Annotated in this window: 16 protein-coding genes; 2 read left to right on the top strand and 14 right to left on the bottom strand. The window is 43.0% G+C overall.

The annotated features are described in order from the left end of the window. Positions 1–96, top strand: a 96-nt coding sequence (locus tag FTU91_RS07495) for a transposase domain-containing protein (RefSeq protein ID WP_164543326.1), incomplete at its 5' end; no start/stop codon positions are given. Between the two features lie 39 nt (positions 97–135). Here FTU91_RS07495 and yjgA read toward each other — a convergent pair. From yjgA to FTU91_RS07555, 12 genes are all read right to left on the bottom strand, one after another. Continuing rightward, positions 136–669, bottom strand: coding sequence for a ribosome biogenesis factor YjgA (gene yjgA / locus FTU91_RS07500; RefSeq protein ID WP_086195385.1), 534 nt, complete (start codon positions 667–669; stop codon positions 136–138). 2 nt (positions 670–671) lie between these two features. Next, positions 672–941, bottom strand: a complete 270-nt coding sequence (locus tag FTU91_RS07505; protein WP_180043686.1) for an HPr family phosphocarrier protein — start codon at positions 939–941, stop codon at positions 672–674. Beyond that, entirely contained in the window at positions 938–1,789 is an 852-nt protein-coding gene (rapZ, locus tag FTU91_RS07510) for an RNase adapter RapZ (RefSeq protein WP_180043685.1), read from the bottom strand. Before rapZ ends, FTU91_RS07505 begins: the two co-directional genes overlap by 4 nt. A 26-nt stretch (positions 1,790–1,815) precedes the next feature. Beyond that, complete coding sequence (gene panC / locus FTU91_RS07515) at positions 1,816–2,661, bottom strand: pantoate--beta-alanine ligase (protein WP_180081645.1); 846 nt, start codon at positions 2,659–2,661, stop codon at positions 1,816–1,818. Positions 2,662–2,663: 2 nt separating this feature from the next. Continuing rightward, on the bottom strand, positions 2,664–3,473 hold the full coding sequence (gene panB / locus FTU91_RS07520) for a 3-methyl-2-oxobutanoate hydroxymethyltransferase (RefSeq protein WP_180081647.1): 810 nt from the start codon (positions 3,471–3,473) through the stop codon (positions 2,664–2,666). Between the two features lie 47 nt (positions 3,474–3,520). Continuing rightward, positions 3,521–4,006, bottom strand: coding sequence for a 2-amino-4-hydroxy-6-hydroxymethyldihydropteridine diphosphokinase (gene folK / locus FTU91_RS07525; protein ID WP_180081664.1), 486 nt, complete (start codon positions 4,004–4,006; stop codon positions 3,521–3,523). Beyond that, a complete protein-coding gene (pcnB, locus tag FTU91_RS07530; RefSeq protein WP_180081649.1) occupies positions 4,006–5,466 on the bottom strand; it encodes a polynucleotide adenylyltransferase PcnB in 1,461 nt (486 codons plus the stop codon). The genes folK and pcnB overlap by 1 nt, the downstream gene beginning before the upstream one ends. Before the next feature lie 136 nt (positions 5,467–5,602). Then, the gene (locus tag FTU91_RS07535; RefSeq protein ID WP_086195378.1) at positions 5,603–6,013 is read right to left on the bottom strand and encodes a ComEA family DNA-binding protein; all 411 of its coding nucleotides are present in this window, start codon (positions 6,011–6,013) and stop codon (positions 5,603–5,605) included. Positions 6,014–6,024: 11 nt separating this feature from the next. After that, complete coding sequence (gene mazG / locus FTU91_RS07540) at positions 6,025–6,786, bottom strand: nucleoside triphosphate pyrophosphohydrolase (protein ID WP_180081651.1); 762 nt, start codon at positions 6,784–6,786, stop codon at positions 6,025–6,027. Positions 6,787–7,126: 340 nt separating this feature from the next. After that, the gene (locus FTU91_RS07545; RefSeq protein WP_086195376.1) at positions 7,127–7,819 is read right to left on the bottom strand and encodes a hypothetical protein; all 693 of its coding nucleotides are present in this window, start codon (positions 7,817–7,819) and stop codon (positions 7,127–7,129) included. 12 nt (positions 7,820–7,831) lie between these two features. After that, positions 7,832–9,892, bottom strand: coding sequence for a hypothetical protein (locus tag FTU91_RS07550; protein WP_251992202.1), 2,061 nt, complete (start codon positions 9,890–9,892; stop codon positions 7,832–7,834). Continuing rightward, positions 9,883–11,388, bottom strand: a complete 1,506-nt coding sequence (locus tag FTU91_RS07555; protein WP_180081653.1) for a hypothetical protein — start codon at positions 11,386–11,388, stop codon at positions 9,883–9,885. The genes FTU91_RS07550 and FTU91_RS07555 overlap by 10 nt, the downstream gene beginning before the upstream one ends. A 657-nt stretch (positions 11,389–12,045) precedes the next feature. On the opposite strand from FTU91_RS07555, the gene FTU91_RS07560 reads away from it, so the two are divergent. After that, the gene (locus tag FTU91_RS07560; RefSeq protein ID WP_180081655.1) at positions 12,046–12,471 is read left to right on the top strand and encodes a hypothetical protein; all 426 of its coding nucleotides are present in this window, start codon (positions 12,046–12,048) and stop codon (positions 12,469–12,471) included. A gap of 201 nt (positions 12,472–12,672) precedes the next feature. Here the strand turns inward: FTU91_RS07560 and FTU91_RS07565 are convergent, their stop codons facing one another. Then, on the bottom strand, positions 12,673–13,320 hold the full coding sequence (locus FTU91_RS07565; RefSeq protein ID WP_180081657.1) for a 4'-phosphopantetheinyl transferase superfamily protein: 648 nt from the start codon (positions 13,318–13,320) through the stop codon (positions 12,673–12,675). A gap of 91 nt (positions 13,321–13,411) precedes the next feature. Further along, a complete protein-coding gene (gene der, locus FTU91_RS07570) occupies positions 13,412–14,824 on the bottom strand; it encodes a ribosome biogenesis GTPase Der (protein ID WP_086195373.1) in 1,413 nt (470 codons plus the stop codon). Position 14,825 lies beyond the last annotated feature (1 nt).

Genomic DNA, 14,825 nt, shown 5'->3' on the forward strand with positions numbered 1-14,825 from the left:
GCCTATTTAAGTGATGTGCTGAAAAGGCTGCCGACACATAAAGTGACCCAGATTGAAGAGTTACTGCCACACTGCTGGAAACCTGAACCGAATTAAAAAATAGGCATGGGGTTCAGCGGACGCTTACTAAGAAAGTCAGTTATCTGAAATCAAAGCCACTTGCTGAATATAGTTGAACAGTTTTAACTTGGATGCAGCCAGCTCTTCTTCCGTCACCTGATTTTTGATATCACGATGGATACGCAAAATATGCTGACGAATGGCATGATGCTCGGCAGCATTATGCGCTTTCATGAATTCTTTAATCACCGGATCACCTTGCGCGATCATACGATCGACCCAACGTTGCAACTGCGCAGTTTTTTTCGCGCCTTGCTGTGGAGTAAGGTAAGACAAAATCATGGTTTCATCTTCATTACGCAATAATTTTCCTACACGCTGAAACTGACGGCGACGTGCTTCATGTGAAGTAATGGTTTGCACATCCAGTAAAGCATCAATCAAACGTTCTTCCACCGGAAGGTTTTTAATTTGTTTGATACTCAACTGAGCCAGTTGCTCACCTAAAGCAGCCATACGCTGAACTGCTTTTTTCTGTTCGGTTTTACTCGCCCGCCCTTCTAAACTTTCAAAGTCATCTTCAGTAAAACGGTTCGGTCGACGTGCCACGATTAATCTGCCTCGTAAAATTTTGCTGCAAATAATGCCTGAATTTCAGATAAAGCCTGTTCTTCATCTGTACCTTCAAGCACTAAACGTAAAGTTGTGCCTTTGCCTGCACCGAGCATCAGCAAAGCCATAATATTTTTTGCATCTACTAATTTGTTGCCTTTACCAATTTGAATCGATGAACGAAATTTGGTGGTAACTTCGATTAGCTTTCCAGACGCACGCGCATGTAAACCTAGTTTATTAATTACGTCAACAGTTGTGTCAATCATGACCAGTGCTTCATTTCTCTGTGGAGGACTTGGATAGACCATTTTTCCTCAAGGGCTTTTTTGAGTCTATCTACGATATATACGGAACGATGCTGCCCGCCGGTACAGCCAATGGATACCGTCATATAGTGACGATGCCCTTCTGCAAAGGCAGGCAACCACTTATCTAAAAAATGATAAATGTCTTGGAACATTTCATTGGTTTGTTCACTTTGCAGCAAAAACTGTTGTACAGGCAAATCCAAACCTGAATATTTTCGCAATTCCAGATCCCAATGCGGATTCGGCAAATGACGTACGTCAAAGACATAATCGGCATCAAGCGGAATACCGTGTTTATAACCAAATGATTGTAAAATTAAAATAAGGTTATCTGATTGTCCAAGTTTAGACAACAAGGTATGTTTCAGATCATGTACGCTTTTATCGGTGGTATCAATATGTACCGTTGAACGCAACTGTATCGGAAGCAATAAGGTTTTTTCTTCCTGTATACATTCAGTCAGGCTTTTAAAACGACCGGCTAAAGGATGCGGACGCCGCGATGCACTAAAACGCGAAATCAGTTCCTGATCTTGCGTGGTCAAATAAATGATATCCACCGAACCAGATTTCTGCAGTTGTTCAAAAACATGATCAAATTCCTGCAAATCTGCACGGGTGCTGCGTACATCTACGCCCAGCGCCAACTGTTCCAGATTATTGTCACGATCCAGCTTTTCCACAATTTCCGGCAGCAATGCCAGCGGTAAATTATCAATACAGTAATAGCCCAAATCTTCAAGCACCTGCAGGGCAGATGATTTTCCCGATCCAGATTGTCCTGTGACGATTAAAATACGCTTCATGGCAAGGCTGTCCTTAATAGTGAAGTCTATGCGGTATGCTTAACCTGCAAGTTATCAATCAGTCTGGTAGTTCCCAATTTAGCGGCAACAAACAGCACCACATCCTGATCAAAGGCTTGTATTTTTTGTAATTCCGGAGTGCGTGCTTCCACATAATCCACAATAAAACCAGCTTGTGTCAACTTTTGCTTTATATGTTCTAACACGTCCACAAGGCTGACACCACTATGCAGTTCCTGCTCGGCAGCAGTTAAACTCTGGTAAATGGTCGGGGCAATGACACGGTGTTCTGCACTCAAATAGCCATTACGCGAACTAAGGGCCAAACCATCTTTGGCACGGGTAATCGGCACCCCAATCACTTCTAGCGGAATATTCAGGTCACGTACAAACTGACGAATCACCGCCAGTTGCTGGTAGTCCTTTTGCCCGAAGAAGGCAAAATTTGGCTGCACAATATTAAACAGTTTAGTAACCACTACCGCCACGCCATCAAAATGACCCGGACGCTGCAACCCGCATAAGTCATTGGTAATCTCAGACACGCTAATGTTGGTTAAACGCGGCTTGTTGCCATACATTTGCTCAACGCTAGGGGCAAAAATAATGTCACAGCCGACATCTGCCAACAAATGACTATCCTGCTCCAGAGTACGCGGATAGCTGTCAAAGTCTTCATTGGGCCCAAATTGAATCGGATTGACAAAAATACTGACCACAACAACATCACAGATTTTTTTTGCTTCACGCACCAGGTTTAAATGCCCTTCATGCAAATTCCCCATGGTCGGAACAAAACCGATAATTTTTCGTGCCGATCGAGCTGGACTCAGTGAAGCGCTTAATCCCTGAATGGTAGTTTCTGTTTTCATGTTTACAGCTCAACTTGAAAAGTTTGTTCTTTAGCAGGAAAAGATTGATCTTGTACCGCTGCATGGTAAGCCTTAAAAGCATCCAGAATTGCAGTTTCCCCTGCCTGTTCTTTCATAAAATTACGGACAAATTTAGCCACATGACCACCGGTCAGTCCAAGCATGTCCTGTACAACCAACACTTGGCCGTCCGTATCTGCCCCCGCCCCAATGCCAATCACAGGCGTATGTGGAAACAACTCACTAATTTCCTTACCCACCTGCGCCGGAACACATTCCAGTAGCAGTACCGCAGCACCGGCTTCCACCACCGCCTTACAATCAGCAATCAGCTGATCGGCAGCTTCACGGGTACGCGCCTGAACTTTATAGCCGCCAAATACATGCACAGATTGTGGAGTTAGTCCCAAATGCACACATACAGGAATACCGTTGCGAGTTAAGACCTGAACGGTTTCGGCAAGCCATGCACCGCCTTCGATTTTTACCATGTGTGCACCAGCCTGCATCACTTGTTTGGCACTGATTAAGGCATCATTCAGCGTGGCATAACTCATAAACGGCAAATCGGTCAAAATAAAAGCATGTTGATTACCACGGCGAACAGCTGCGGTGTGATAAGCCATATCCTGTACCGTCACAGGCAGGGTAGAATCACAGCCCTGAATGGTCATTCCTAAAGAATCACCTACCAGAATCGTATCAATTTCAGCAACTTCCATTGCTTTCGCCATGCTCGCATCATAGCAAGTCAGGCAGGAGAATTTGCGGCCTTGCGCTTTAAATTTTCTTAAGTCACTTAGACTAATCATCCGGATATTCCTCTTATGACGACTTTCTCAAGCGGTCATGCAAAAAATTAAATATTTGCCCAATTTCCCTCATCCAATACGGTAAGCGATGGATGTTGCAATATCGGTAAATCTTTTAATAATTGTCCTTTGAGTTGTAAATTTGCATCTAAATCAAGCAATGGCATCAGCACGAAATCACGTTCCATAACACCAATATGTGGAACGGTTAAACGCTCATGATGAATCTGTTCTTCGCCATACATGAGGAGATCCAGGTCCAAAGTCCGTTCGCCCCAACGGCGCAGTCGAACCCGACCGGATTCTTGCTCAAAACGCTGCAACTCATCCAGCAATGCAAGGGGTTCCAGATCTGTAACTAGCTGTACAGCCGCATTTAAGTAATTGGGCTGGTCTTGTGGTCCCATTGGAGGGCTTTGATACAATCTGGATGTTTTCACGGCTCCCAGCGTCGCCAACTTCTGCACTGCTTCTGCTAAAATTTGCCGTGAATCGCCCAGGTTACTGCCTAAGCCAATGTAGGTTACTGTCATCATTGTGTCGGTCCAAAAATCACCTGGCTTAAATCACGCTTAACCCGTTTGCGTTTTAAAATTGGATGGTCATAGCCAATTTCCGAGCCATTTGATGAAGTGGGCTGAACGGGTCTTTCCGATTTTGCCCGGCTCTTGCGTTCACGGCGACTACGCGGTTCCGGCTCGTTCACCAAAGGTTCAATTTCAGTAATTGCAGCAACCGATTTGGTTTCCACCACATCGTCTGTAGTTGCCTTACGGCGGCTTTTTGCACGCTGGCGGTTATATTGACTAATAGCGCGTTCTTTTTCATCCGTAGACATCTGTTGATACGCATCCCACCATACACCCATGCCTTGAGTGGTATCGTCACCCGATTTCTCGCGCAGTAACAGAAAGTCAAATCCGGCACGGAAACGCGCATGGGTCGATAAAGCCTGAATTTGCTGCGGCTTCGGATTGAGCAAACGCGTTTGCATTTCCCAGACTTCACGAATAAAGGTTTCTGCAAAACGTGGAATGATGGTTCGGGTAGCTTGACGTTTTAACACATCCAAACCGGCTTGCGCTCTTGCCTCTGCCGGAACAACACCTTTACTTAAATAAAAATTACAACGCTCCAAGAACGGTTTCCACAACAATACGGCATAGAAGAATGCCGGGTTGATAGTCTTGCCCATTTGAATGCGCTGATCGGTATTGATCGCAGCACGTTCGATAAAGGTGGAGATATCCGGGCTGATGTCCGCAAACAGCTGATGCCAAATACCGAAATCAATCAGCATTGGCAGCACCCGGTTCAAATGTCCCATGGTGAACAGCTTCTGTGATTCATCATATAAGCGGTGTGGAGAGATATCACGCAACAGCTGAGTCAGCTCGGGGGTAAAAATCTCTAGAATTTCAGGTGCAATACTAAAATTTAATTTTGCAGCAAAACGTAAAGTACGCAGCATACGTACCGGATCTTCTTCGAAACGTAAGGTCGGGTCACCCAACAAGCGCAAGGTTTTATTTTTTATATCATCAATCGCATGACAGAAATCCAGCACAATCCCTTTACGCGGCTGGTAATACATCGCATTAATGGAAAAATCACGACGCACAAAATCCTGTTCAATTGTGCCCCAGTTATTGTCGCGCAGAATCATGCCTGAGGCAGAAGTGACTGCTTTTTTAGGCGGGGCACGGAAAGTGGCCACCTCGACCAGTTCTCGACCGGCATAGACATGAGCAAGCTCAAAACGTCGTCCGATAATACGGCAACGTCGTCCGAATACTTCTTTGACCTGAGCCGGAGTTGCGTTGGTGACCGCATCAAAATCTTTAGGATTCAGCCCTAAAATTAAGTCACGGACGCCGCCACCGACGATATAAGCTTCATAGCCTGCCTTGGTTAAGGCATCAATAACATCTAATATGTAAGAAGGTAATTGAGCGGTTGATAAACCACATTTTGACGCGCGCAAAGTTTGCAAAAGACGCTGTCTCCTACGTCTGAACGTAAAATATCTAAGATGACGCTAATCATATCTCTAACACAATCAAAGGGCAATTTGATTATCTTAATGCATCATACTTTGTTCGATATTCTAAGCGGCTATTGCCATTCCTCTACAAGCCTAAACGGTCTTTATTCTTGCTAAATAGCGCAGGTCCGATCCCCTTGACCTGTTGCAATTCTTCAATATTTTTAAATTTTCCATTTTTTTGTCGATAGGAAATAATGGCTTCAGCTTTCTTCTGTCCTACCCCTGACAGTTCTTGTAGCTGTTCCGCATTGGCCTGATTTAAATTGATCTTGTTGGTCGCTGAAGTAGCAGAGTTTAAAGCAGGCCTAGCCAAATAATAATTCCGTGTTGAGACGCGTGGTATTTTTAACCGTGCATCCTGGGCCTCCTGTTCAACCTTCCATTTTAAATACTGCTGGTCAAACTGTTGAGCATAACTACTGGATACACTCAACAAAGACAGCAGACTAAAAATATAAAAAATCCCCTTCAGGATAGATATTATTTTTTTCATTGGGAAACCTATTATTTTAATTGTTGTTTCGCTTGCTCCCACAGTTGATCCATTTCTTCTAATGATAGGGCTTCAATATTTTTATGTTGTTGCTGAGCCTGATCTTCAATGAAAGCAAAACGTGTTCTAAATTTATGAATGGTACTTAACAGTGCCATTTCACTAGAAAGTCCTAGTTTACGTCCAACATTGATCAGTGAAAATAAACAATCGCCAAATTCGTCGAATATTTCGTCGGAATTTTGCCTTTGCATGGCGTGTTGTAATTCGCCTAATTCCTCGTTCAGTTTGCCATAAGCACCTGCCACATCAGGCAAATCAAAGCCTATTTGGGCAGCATTTTTTTGAATGTCGTGTGCTTGCTGAATGGCAGGTCCATGTTTGATATCATCTAAACGTGATTTTACCTTACCCTGCTTTTCCTGCTGTTTAATTTGCTTCCACAGTACGGATACATCTTCTACACTCAATTGCGAATATTGTTCTGCCTGAAAGACATGAGGATGACGGCGAATCAGTTTTTCACTAATGGCATTGACCACATCATTAAAATCAAAAGCGCCTTGTTCACTGTACATCTGTGACTGAAATACTACTTGTAACAGCAAGTCGCCCAGTTCATCGCGCACTTCATTTGCATTTCCTGCTCTGACTGCCGCTTCGACTTCATAAGCCTCTTCTATAACATATCGGGTTAGGCTTTGCGGTGTTTGCTGCTGATCCCATGGACATTTTTCACGTAGCTCACGCATGACTGCCAATAATTTATCCATGTTTTAAGTACTCCCCGACATGTTCAGATACAAGCATTTTCCTGCTCCATTGTAGTGATATTGAACCCCATTGCACTCAAAAATAAAGTACCCCAATCATAAAAGTGAAAAGAGAACACATACGGGCACTCGATCGGTATGGGTGAGACAACACAAGATAAGATGCGAGGAATTATGCGACTTGCTGTTAATAGGCAGTGGCCTGCGCATAAAAATGGGGAGAGAATAAAGAAAATACCAGCAAAAGAGCCTGATGATCAGGCTCTTCTTTAGTGTTAAATATATTTAATGAACGGTACGAGATTTTAATCAGTCTAAAATCTATATCCCAATCAATATGTTAAATATCATTAAGCACTCTTGGTTTTTCTGCAGAGCTGGTTGGCAGTTTAAATTCAATACCGGCTTTTTTAAACAGCTTGGGATATTCTACCAAAGCCAAGGTTGAGTTTTTTGCAATACCGGTAATATCACCCACTACATTTTTAGCATCAACCAATGACATTCCAGTATTGGTCAAGCTGGCTGGATTTGTGATCAAACTGGTACTCACCTGTTTTGCCCCTACCGCCAATTCACGAGCGGTTAAACTTGCAATCACAAAGTTTGTTGCAGAATCCAACAAGTGTTTCTTTTGGTCTGCATTCAATGATGCAAGTTTTGCGACTGTTGCTGCCTCATCCTTTTGAGAAGCTTCTAAAACAGCATTAGACATCGCCACAATTTCTTTTTGAATAGCTTCTTTTTCTTTCAGATCAGAAGTTGTTTTCAGGCTTTTCTGTTTTGCTTTTAATTCATCCGAATCCTTTTTGCTTGCAAGCAATGAAGCTAAAGCAGTACGGCTCTGAAGAAACATCGCATTCGCGGCTTTGGCTTGAGTAAAGAAACCATTCAGATCCATATTTGACGAAGATACCCCGGTAGCCGATTCAGTGAGTGTCGAAGCCAGGCTACTGAGTGAACCAAAACCAGCATAAACACTTGATGCTCCCATTGATGCACTGATGGCTAAAACAATCGAAATTTTTTTCATACCCTATTACCCTTATTGTGAAGAATCGGCTTTTTGCACGATTTGATTTAAAATTTTTGGCAAAGCATCAAACATCTGAATGTTATACATTTCATGACGATGCTGATGAACAATGCCTTTGAGTTGAATTTCCTGCTGCAAACCATATGCACCGATTTTTTCAGCGTTCTGGTTGAATCTGCGCGCACCACTCGTCATGACCAATGTCGCATCACAACTGGATTGATCACTATTACATTTCACCGAGTTTTCTTTCACCTCGATCTTAAAGACAGGCTGCAAACATTCATCTTTTGGAAGATAGAAATTCACATCCATATTCTTTTTAAAACCGGCATTTTCGGTCATACGAATAACAGCGTCTTTTAATAAGGTTTGCCCTTTAAAACCTGCACCAGTGGCATAAAACGGTCGCTTCGACTGGCTGGTAAAAGCGCTATAAAGCAATGGACCAAAACCGTAAAACGGAATTTCCCCCACTTGTTCGGTATGTAAGCCCGGACATAAAACCCGTGCCTGCTTGGAATCACCGATGGGTGCAGAACTGTCCAGCAAAATACTGTCACCAGAACGCACAGGCAAACGATCATTACTGCTGACCGGGAAGTCGAGTTGCGCGGTGACTTTCTTGTCTTGACGTTCCAATATGGTCGCTTCCCATGTAGGAATCAGGATATTGCGTCCTGCTGCCCGATCGGAGTGATAGACATGAACTTTCATGCCTCGACTTAAGCGCTCACCGGCATCATCAATGGTGATGCTTTGCCCGCTTGAACCCGAAACCTTTAAATCAGAGCGGGTGAATTGAATACCCTTCTGAAATTGTTGACCCAGTTTCAACAGCGCATTTTTCAGCACCACCTCTTTACGAGCTTCCAAAGAAAAGCCCATTCCTTCAGAAATCACGTCTTTAATTTCATCTGTTGCATGAGCTGAATAAATCACCCGACCGGAACGATCAATCATTTCGGCAAAGACTTCACTATGAAAGATCTGCTGTTGGGTCATTTTGCCAATCCGCTGCTGATAGGCAATCACAGGAATGACATTAACCCGAATAAAGAATTCTGGCAGCTCGCGCTGATTAATATCGGCACTTTGTGCCAAAGCCGTCTGCTCACTGATACTTTGTGCCATCGCACTATAACGGCGATTGACTGGTGTCAGGGTAAAAGATGCCTGCTCACCGATCGCATCCGAAAAAATCTGTTCAATCAGGTCTTTGGACTCACCTTGATAGGTCAATACATCCACCACCAAGGCTTTAGGCTTATTCATGGCCTGACGTGTATTGGTCGATACTTTGCTAAAGTGCTTGCTATTGCCTTGCATCAGCACCGGTACAGCAACAGCATAATCGCTGTCTGCATGTACCACACGAATCAGGTCACCTTCAGCAGAACTGAGTTCATCCTGTATGGCAATTCCCTGCTTAAATCCTTTATCGAGCACCAGATAGGATTTCCACTGGTCAATCACCTGCGTATCAATTTCAGTCACCTGGAACTTGGTTTTCAAGTCTTGAGTGAGTTGCTGTGTCAAGCTCAACAAGGTACTTTGAAATTTCTGTTTAATCGCTGCTTTGGTTGCTGCCGACTCAAGCTCACTGCTCAGCACTTGGATTGGCTGAGACAAGGTCGCACTGTCGCTATAAATCACTTCGCCCGACAAGACATTCGTGAGCTTCAAACTCAGGGTCACTGGCAGAAAAATTTCAGCCGTTGACTCTTTTTGAACGATATATTCACTGGCACGTAATACGTCCAAGGATGCGACATAGGTGCGGTGCTTGGTCTTTTGCGAAATGCTGTCGACAATTTGTTCGCCCAAGCTCTGCTTTAAACCTTGTACAAACAATTGCTCTGCTTGCTTACGAATCACATCATTATCAATGGCCTGGCTAAAGTCACAGACTATGGATGCACCATTGGCTTCATATTTATTCGGGTCGGCACGACACCCTTGCTCAAGGCCAAAAATCCCTTTTGAGGGATAAATCTGGATATCTGCATGTGCCACTGCCGAAAATAGCATTGGCATCGCCAGACACAGGGCTTTGAATTTTACTTGCATTGTGTACCGCCAATACACAGTGTGATGGTATTGCCCGCCTGTAAGCGTTCAGCATTTGACAGGGTTGGATTGACTTTGCGCAATACTTTGGCCAACTCTGCACTCATCGGCTTTTCCCCTTTATAGGTCATGGTCATTTCAACCAATTTTCCATCTTGCGTACGAATATCGATATTCTCCGCACCGTCCATTTCATCAAGTGCAATATATAAGTCATCACCTAAACGGCTCGATACATTGCCAGAAATGCTTTTCACAAAAATGGTAATTTCTTTACCATACATAGAACGGTTTTTTGCATAACCCAAAATCTGCGGGCCAATTTGGCTAATCGCCAGCTCGCCTAGTTTGGCCGCTACATTGGTTCGGCAGGTGTCTGTCGTCGCGCCAGTTGATGATTCAGTACGGGTTTGGCCGCCCATTAAGGTCGAGTCATCCACTGAATAAATTTTAAAGCTCACCGCACCATCACAAACGAACTGGCCCGTTACAGGAGAACGGCCACGGTCATAAATATACGAACTGCCAGCCATAAACCAGTCAGCTTTTTCCTTACGTGCAGCGGCCACCAGTTTATTCAGTTCAGCATCACTCGTCAGCTGCTGAATCGTCATACTACGGCCATTCAAATACTGGCTTCTGAAACGGTCAGAATCGAGTAAGCGCAGGTCATAACGAACCGCTGAATCAGCAATTGCATTCAAGGTCTGGTTATCGCGTTCGGCCTTGGTGCTTGGCGTTTGATATTCCACATATTTCACGAAACTTTGAATATCATTTTGCCGTTCAGACTGGCTATATTTTGCCGATTCACTGGCATTATAACTGCTTGAAGATGATGATTTACCCGAATTATTGTGGCTCGCCGAGCGTGCAGAACCGCCTGTACCGGCACCATAATAGTTGTCATAGGCATAGCCTGATGCAGCAGATGAACGGCCTTTAGATGAATAAGAGTCTGAAGCACTGGCTTTAGCACTTTCACTGGCTTTGTAGCTGGCATTTTCGTCATAGCTGTAACTACGATCGGAAAAATAAGAAGTAAATTCTTTGACCGGCTTGGAATTATCTTTGGGAACACCAAAGTATTCATCCATGACAATCATGATCGGGCTGGTTCGGCTATTTTTTTTTGCTAGCCCCAGATCATTTAAAATAGAACGGAACTCTTGATCATCCATTTCAAGACTGACCTGGGTCAGCAATTCATTATTGCCTTGAGTTGAACTGCCACGGTTAATGAGGTAGCTGGAATCGACTTGCTTCACAATTTCATCCAGATACTGCTGAGCCTCTTGCATTGCTTGTGGACCGTTTATTTTTTTAATCATTGCAATGACAGCATCAGTTTTCGCATTCTGGAAAGCCTGGTTACGCGTAGCATTCGGATCTTTTTTGATAATCGGCGTGGTGCCTTCCCCATTCACTTTAATAATTTCTGCATTAACCGCCTGAAAACCGCCCAGACACAAAAGTGCCAATATCGTCTTTTTCATGATTTACACCCTTTTTCACTAAATTTTTCTGATTTACTAATAAAGAAATTTAGATATTTTTAACGTGATTTTTAAAATACAAAAAACATACAAATCATAACAAAAATTAAGATTAACTCCATCACTAAATTTTACTTTTTATTGATTTTTATACCATTCAATCAACAATATAATTTTATATGTAAAATTAATATCCCCTTAGACACAAATTCATTAATCTATTTTGATGGTTCATTTTGAATAAATATTTCAGCATATTTCAATCAATCTAAAACACAAAAAGAGGCATTTAAAACACCATTGTTAAAATTATTTCCTACAGCAGCTCAACAGCCCCAAATCACGGACTGCAATCCCCTGCACAGACATAGCCTGAACAGTAAATTCACGTTCATCCATCAACAGCCCAATCACAACATACGGGTCACTTAGGACACATCTTGAGCAGGATAAATGGAGGACATCCCCCATAAAAAATGAGCAAATACTCATGAATACGCCTGAGAAACCACCGCCAGTGGCAAGGGCTGGATCAAAAGAATACAGACTCCTTTCCTAACAATTGGTAAAACTTTAGCTAAAAAATAGCTGTTGGCAATATCACAACTGGGATTAAAATTATCCCTAGAATCCTTCAACATGAATAAGGCGATAATAATGAAAATGAAAAATGCTCTTCTTATTTTAATCAGCAGCTTAAGTTTAATGGCCTGTTCGACTATACCTTCCAATAAACAGACTCAAAATAACTCATTAAATTCGGAGCCGAATAGCAATGCCACCAAAGAGGTTTCGATTGATGGCAGTTATACCGGTGAAATTGTTGGCGATTACCAGAATTCTAAGTTTTCCCAGTTAAAAATTGGTATGTCTAAAGGTCAGGTAGAAGATTTAGTTGGTGCTTCAACAGATCAAAGAAGCTATCAGACAGCGAAAGCCTGGATTCCAGTCGCAGGTGCTTTTTCCAAGGATCAATTTCGGATTGAAACCTACTACAAAGAGGCTGGACGCTTAATCTACGCCAATAATGGAACCAAATTATATCGAATCGAAGTGGACCAAAGCGAAGATGGCCTTCAATAATCCGTGGATCTTTTCACACACTCGCTAAACATTCATCACTATCGATCATTGAAATAAAAATGCCTGTTTTGATTTTAAAACAGGCGATACAGGTCGCTGTTTTTTATCCTATCGATTTTTATTGATCTGTGTTTATCCAGATGAATCTTGGACTTTAAAGCTGTTATGATCTTATAGGGGCATGAATAAGAACCACATATTTTAAGATGACCAAATTATATTTATTTCAGGAAAGCTAAAACCCTTACAGGAGGCTTCTGAACGCCAGGCAACCGTAAGCATGACATGCCCCAAATGAAAGTTTTGATAAGCGAATGTTCCAATTAAAGGATGACTACACAATCCGCCATTATGTACTGGATGAACGAAAGTATTTAACTCATTTAAATTTAAGCGCACGCCCAGTCCGGCAGCTTTCAATACCGCTTCTTTGGTGGTCCAGACTTTGAACCAATATTCTGACTCATGTTGCGATTCGTTCCAGTATTTTAATTCATGAGCATGAAATGCATGATTCGCCAATGCTTCAAATCTAACCTTGCGATCCAGATCTTCAATATCCACCCCAATATCAGGCATAGTATGACTGGTGGCTAAAGCATAATTTTTTTGGCTATGACTATGATTAAAATAAAATTCAGGAAAATTAATCAAATATGGTTTTCCATATTCAGTAGTCGTCAACTGCTCATGTTGAATTGTGACCTGCAATTGCTCGGAAAGTAATTGATTACGAAAGTGATGGATTTGCTGTTTTTGCAACTGGATTTTGCTCTTGCGATCAAGTGCATGATCCACATGAACGATCTGCTCCAGTGCATTTACTTCTACCCTTATCCGTCTGCTCACCAAGCTCACCTGTCAAAAATAGAAGTATATTTTAAAAGAAAAAAGCCCAAAGATCACTTTGGGCTTTTTGAATACTATTTAAAGCTGGTCTTTAACCACGTTTAAATTTCTTCTCGGCTTTCTTAAACTTCTGAACATAACGACGCTTACGTGCTGCCGTGCGCTCATCAATTTGTGACTTACGCCCTTCAAACGGGTTTTCAGACGTTCTAAATTCGATTTTTACTGGCGTGCCTTCAAGCTTATACACTTTACGGAATACGTTTTCCAAATAACGACGGTAGTCTGCAGGGGTTTTATCCACCTTGTTACCATGAATGACAATCGTTGGTGGATTTTGACCACCAATATGGGCATAACGCATTTTAATACGACGACCTTGTACCATCGGTGGATGGTGCGCATCGGTTGCATCATTCAAAATTTGCGTGATTTTTGCCGGAGATACTTTCAAGTGTGAAGAATCATAGGCACGGTGAATTGACGGATAGAGATCACCTACCCCTGTACCATGTAGTGCAGAGATTAAGTGAATCTTCGCCCAAGGAATAAAGTCAAAGCGACGATCAACATCCAGCTTGCATTGCTTACGATCATACTCAGACATGTTGTCCCATTTGTTGATCGCGATCACCATGGCACGTCCCGCTTCAAGTGCATAGCCAATCAAGTGCAAGTCTTGCTCAACAATCCCGTCACGTGCATCAACCACAATCACCACAACATGAGCATCTTTCATCGCTTGTAAAGTTTTCACGATTGAGAATTTCTCGATCATTTCATCCACTTTACCTTTACGACGTACACCAGCAGTGTCAATCAAGGTGTATTTACGGCCATCACGTTCAAATGGAATATATACTGAATCGCGGGTGGTACCTGGTTGGTCAAATGCTACAACACGGTCTTCACCCAACAGACGATTGACCAATGTCGATTTACCCACATTGGGACGACCAATAATCGCTAAACGTAAACCAGTGTCTTTATCGTGCTGATCTGGGTTTTCATCTTCAGGAACATCAGCAAGCACATCTTCAAGCATTTGCTGTACGCCACGACCATGGCTGGCAGCAACTTGTAATGGTTCACCCATCCCCAGTTTGTAGAATTCAACTAGTGCGGCTTCAGCATGTACGCCATCTACTTTGTTGGCAACAAGGAATACTTTTTTGCCGAGGGTACGCAGGTCACGTGCAATCTGCTCATCAGATGCCAGTAATCCGGCACGTGCGTCTACCACAAAGATGATCATGTCGGCTTCATGAATGGCTGTTTTGGACTGTTCAGCCATGTAGGAGTCGATTCCACCTTCAGTTTCGCCAATACCGCCAGTATCGACAACGATGAATGATTTATTTTGATATGTCGCATCGCCATACTTGCGGTCACGGGTCAGACCGGCAAAGTCAGCAACAAGCGCATCACGGCTCTTGGTGATCTGGTTAAACAACGTTGATTTTCCGACGTTCGGACGACCAATGAGCGCAATTACGGGTTTCATA

The organism is Acinetobacter sp. YH12201 (assembly GCF_013418145.1).
Lineage (GTDB): Bacteria > Pseudomonadota > Gammaproteobacteria > Pseudomonadales > Moraxellaceae > Acinetobacter.